Source organism: Streptomyces sp. NPDC004667 (genome assembly GCF_040609475.1).
In the GTDB taxonomy this organism is placed as follows: Bacteria; Actinomycetota; Actinomycetes; order Streptomycetales; family Streptomycetaceae; genus Streptomyces.
In genome coordinates, this window is sequence record NZ_JBEXKC010000192.1 from 1 (window position 1) to 4,454 (window position 4,454).

Sequence of the window (4,454 nt, forward strand, 5' to 3'; positions counted from 1 at the left end):
TTTGACGACATAGTCGTCGGCGCCCGCCTCCAGTCCGGACACCACGTCGAGGGCGTCGCCGCGCGCGGACATCATCAGGACCGGGACCAGGCTCTCCTCGCGGATCCGGCGGCACAGCCCGATGCCGTCGAGCTCGGGCAGCATCACGTCGAGGATCAGCAGGTCGTACCTGCCGGCCCGGAACGCCTCCAGGCCGTCGAGTCCGTTCACGGCCACCGCGACCTGATAGCCGTACCGCTCCAGGGACAGCTGTACGGCGCGGCGGATGGTGGCGTCGTCCTCGACGACGAGGACGCTGACGGGGTCTGGGACCCGGGGTGCCGACACGCCACCTACCTGCTCACAAACGGACATTTGTGGGATCCATCCTAGGGGGTGGGGGCAGTGGGGCCCGGGGTGCGGTCACAGCCGGAAGGAGGCCGCGACGGGCAGGTGGTCGCTGTTGGTGGCGGGAAGGGTCCACGCCGAGGTCGTGCCCATGCCCTTCACCAGGATCTGGTCGATGCGGACCATGGGGAACGCGGCGGGCCAGGTGAAGCCGAAGCCGGCGCCCGCCTCGCGCTGCGCGGAGGTCAGCTGGGAGGTCACCGGTCGCAGGGCCGAGTCCTCCGCCGTCCCGTTGAAGTCACCCATCACGACGACCCGGGCCAGCGGCTCCGCCCGCACGGCCTCGGCCAGCTTCCGGGCCGCATCGTTGCGCTGGGCGGTGGTGAATCCGGCGTCCGGGGTCACGCGTACCGAAGCGAGGTGGGCGGCGAAGACCGCGACGGGGCCGCCCGGGGTCTCGACGGGGGCCCGTACGGCACGCGTCCACGGCATGATCGGCACCGCTTCCACGCCGGTCAGCGGGTGCTTGCTCCACAGTCTGACGCCGAGGGTGTCGGAGCGGTACGGATAGCCGGCGTCCAGCTCGCGCTCGTAGACGGGCGTGGCCTTCGAGGACATCTCCTGCAGGGCCAGCACGTCCGCGCCCGATGCGGCGAGCGCTCGCGCGGTCCGCGCCGGATCGGGATTGTCCTCGTCCACGTTGTGGCTGACCACTGTGAAGTTCCCGCCGCCGGATCGATCGGATCGCTTGTCGGTGAGGGTCCCGCCGAAGAGGCAGCCCCAGACGGCCACGGGGGCGAGGACGGCGACGGCCGCGAGCCGGGAGCGGCGTACCGCCGCCGCCAGGAGGAGGACGGGGACGCTCAGCCCGGCCCAGGGCAGGAACGTCTGGAACAGGCTGCCGAGGTTGACGGCCCCGTTCGGGATCCAATCGTGCAGGGCCATCGTCAGGGCCGCGCACACCGCGCCGGCGACGATCAGCAGGTCACGGCCGGTGGGTACGAGTGCGCGGGGGCGGCCGGCGGGAAGAGGCGGAAGCGGGCCGGGCGGCTCCGCTTCCTTGAGGGCTTCAGAACGGTGCGGGGTGCTCAGCATGGCAATCGCCTTCCGATAGCGCGTACGCCGGTGATCCGGTACATCCGGTACCGGCACAGCCTCGGAGAGGCGCGCTTCCAGGGCGTCAGGGGATCCCTTCGCGGGTGCCGCAGTTGCGTTTCAGCTGGGTATCGGTCTTACGGGGCAGACCGACGATGCGCGGGAGCGGCCGCCTCGGGGCCGGGGCCGCGTCCGCACGGTGCGGTGCCGACACGGCCGGGGGCGGTGGAGCGGGAGTGCGCGGCGGATGTCGAGACCCGAGGTGATGGATCAGTGGAACTGCGCAGTACGGAGATGCGTCAGCCCGCGCGCGGCCTCTTCGTGGCCGGCCCCCGTCGCCGTGTGGTGCAGGCGCGTGGGCAACGGGCCGACGGCGGCCGGATCGGTGGGCGGCCCGTCTTGATTGAGGCCGCCCCAGCACAGCCCGCTGGGCATCGGTCACAGACAACGGCGGGATCTTCGGTCCAGGGCGACTCACACCCGACCAACGACGAATCTCGGACGTCCGATGAACACCGGGGCGCGCGGAACTCCTCGAGCACCTCGTCTACGACGACCCCACGGCCCCTGCATTCGGAGCCCCGCGGGCAGAACGGCCGGGTGCTGGGTCGCGGGGTCTGGTGCGCCTCGACCGGCCACCCAGGCATCTGGCTTTCGGGCTGGGAAGCCACTACTACCTCGGTACCGCGCTGGCCCGCCCCCGAACGACCGCAGTACTCACCCACTTGCTGCCCTGCCGGCCCCGGCCCGCCAGCCCCGGCCCGTCGGCGAACCCGTGTCCTACCGCCCCACCCGCATCGCCCGCATCATCCGGAGCCTGCACGTGCGGCTGGACGCGCCGAGGTCGGCTACCCGGGCGAAACACCACACTGAGCACCGTGCGCAGGCAAGTCCGCAGCGTCGATGTGTGCAGGCGCGCGAGTGGATCGGCGCGCTCGACGTGAGACACCCGGTGTGCTCGGCGGGCGACAGGTGCCGCACGCCCGCGTCGTGCCGCCGACCGCCCCATCAAGGCCGGTAGCCGCTGCCGGACCCCAGCCTGCACCCCGGATGCGACGAACCCCGCTGTCACTCAGGCCACGAGCCCGTTCATCGGCCACCTGGAGTGGGTCGACTCCGTCTGATAGGCGGCGGCAGCGGGCTACTTCACGTAGATCTCGTCGAGGGTGTCGATGACCCCTTCCGCGTTCAGGTGGTAGCGGAAGGGGAGGCCCTTGTCCGGGTGGGTGTCCAGCCAGGAGGTCAGCTCGCTGGTGGAGATGGGCTTGCCCATAACCTCCGAGGGGAGGATCGGCGCCGTCGCGGTGATCTTAGCCTTCTCCGAGATCGGGATGTACGTCCACGCGCCCGACGGTTCGAAGCGCCCGGGGCAGCCGTACGTGCCGTGCTGGACGATGAGGCTGGTCATGCCGCCCTCGGGGGTATAGCGGTGCACAGCGATCGTGTCGGGCGAGACCGGCATCCTGTGGTCGGCGCCGCAGGCAGGCGCGGAGGGCGGGGCCGGGGCGGGGACATTCTTCCCCGCCGGGGTGGCGGTCGCCGAGGGCTTGGGCGCCGCACCGGTCTTCGAGGGGGCCGGCTCGGCGGTCGTGGCGGTGGGCGCTGCCGGTGCGGCCGCACTGGGCTTCGCGTCCGGTGCGGCGGCCTGGTCGTCGCCGTTCTGACAGGCGCTCAGCGCCAGCATCCCGCACACCGCGAGGACGGCCATGGCCGCCTGCCCCCGTACCGCTCTCATGGTTTTCTCCCTCTGCGGGTTCCGCCGTCGCGCAGACCGTAGCGCCCGGGATCCGGCCGGGGCGATGGCCGGATGTGATTCGTCACCGGGCCGGGATCGGCTTGTTGCGGAGTACTGACCTCCGGCCCCGTGCGGCGGGCGTCCGTGCCAGCCACCGGGTCGGGGAAGTCGTCGTTTCGGCGGCGCCAGTTCACGACCGCGGCCCGGCCCACCCTGGCCGTCCGCGCCACCTCCGTCAGGAACACCCGGTCACCGCCCGGGGCGACCGGTTCGAGGGCGGTGAGCTGGGAGCGGCGGCCCGCGCGGGCGGTGCGTACGGCCCGCCGATCCACAGAGGGACGGACCGCCTCCAGGAGGACGACGTCCGGGAGGGGCGTAGAGGAGGACCCTGGTCACGCTGCCGTGGTGCTTGCAGTCGACGTCCACGGAACCCACCGGGACCAGCTACCCAAGGCGGCCGGTGATCTGGTCGAAGTCCGTTCGGTGGACCCCGAGCCGGCGCGGGGCCTCATCGGGGCCGCAGGGCACGTGACGGTCCGGGAGGACGGGCAGATCCCGGCGTCGGGCGCCGGCCACCTGGTCCGGGTGGGCGCCAAGGAACTCGGCGTCGCCGCCGCGGCAGACCAGAAGGCCGGCGCGGACCAGGTGGCCAGCCGCCACAGCGGTCGCCCTCGGCCGGAGGATCGGCAGCGGCACCCCAGGGGCCTCCGAGCCGGTCCTCCGCCACTCCGGCACCGATCACACCTGGCAGCGCCGCACGCACCCGCTCGGGGCACAGGCCTCCACCACCGGCCGCAACCACGGGCCCGGACCCACGTCGGTAGGGGTCGGACCGAGCCACCGCCCACTGCCAGGCCTCCACCGGCACCCGCAACCGGCCCGCCGCCGCGTACTCGTCGTACTCCACTCGCACACGGCGGCCTGAGTACCGGACGGCGCTCGCCCTGGACGAGCGGGGCCGGCGCATCTTCGATGCGACCGGCTCGTTCGAGCCTGCATTCACTGGGGCGCACCCGCGACGGCCGGCGCAACCGCTGCGTCATCGACCCCGGAGCCCGCTTCCGACGACCCGGCGGAAGCCGGCCACGAGATCGCCGGGCTGCTCACCTGCCTCGCCGTCCCGCTGGCCGCCCCCCCCCTGCCGCCCGTGGACGGGCCGGCGGCGGGCGCGTCTGCCGCTCGCAAACCGCCGGGAACCGGCGGGAACCGGCGTGTGTCGATCCGCCGATCCGGGGCAAGCGAGCCGCATGGTGACCCACCCCCCGGGCGCAAGCCGCCCACGCTACCCGTCCGGATC

At 72.9% G+C, this 4,454-nt stretch carries 3 protein-coding genes; all 3 read right to left on the reverse strand.

Annotated features, from left to right (window positions below):
* The coding region (locus tag ABZW32_RS38910; protein ID WP_356225524.1) for a response regulator at positions 1 to 354 on the reverse strand (354 nt) is incomplete at its 3' end.
* 48 nt (positions 355 to 402) lie between these two features.
* Positions 403 to 1,422 carry an endonuclease/exonuclease/phosphatase family protein gene (locus ABZW32_RS38915; protein ID WP_356225526.1) on the reverse strand — a complete coding sequence of 340 codons (1,020 nt, stop codon included), beginning with the start codon at positions 1,420 to 1,422 and terminating at the stop codon, positions 403 to 405.
* A gap of 1,141 nt (positions 1,423 to 2,563) precedes the next feature.
* The gene (locus tag ABZW32_RS38920; protein ID WP_356225528.1) at positions 2,564 to 3,157 is read right to left on the reverse strand and encodes a hypothetical protein; all 594 of its coding nucleotides are present in this window, start codon (positions 3,155 to 3,157) and stop codon (positions 2,564 to 2,566) included.
* Positions 3,158 to 4,454 lie beyond the last annotated feature (1,297 nt).

What these genes read in the sequence shown, in the direction of transcription:
- ABZW32_RS38920 (WP_356225528.1), bottom strand. Translation starts at nt 3,157, where the DNA reads ATGAGAGCGGTACGGGGGCAGGCGGCCATGGCCGTCCTCGCGGTGTGC.
- ABZW32_RS38915 (WP_356225526.1), bottom strand. Translation starts at nt 1,422, where the DNA reads ATGCTGAGCACCCCGCACCGTTCTGAAGCCCTCAAGGAAGCGGAGCCG.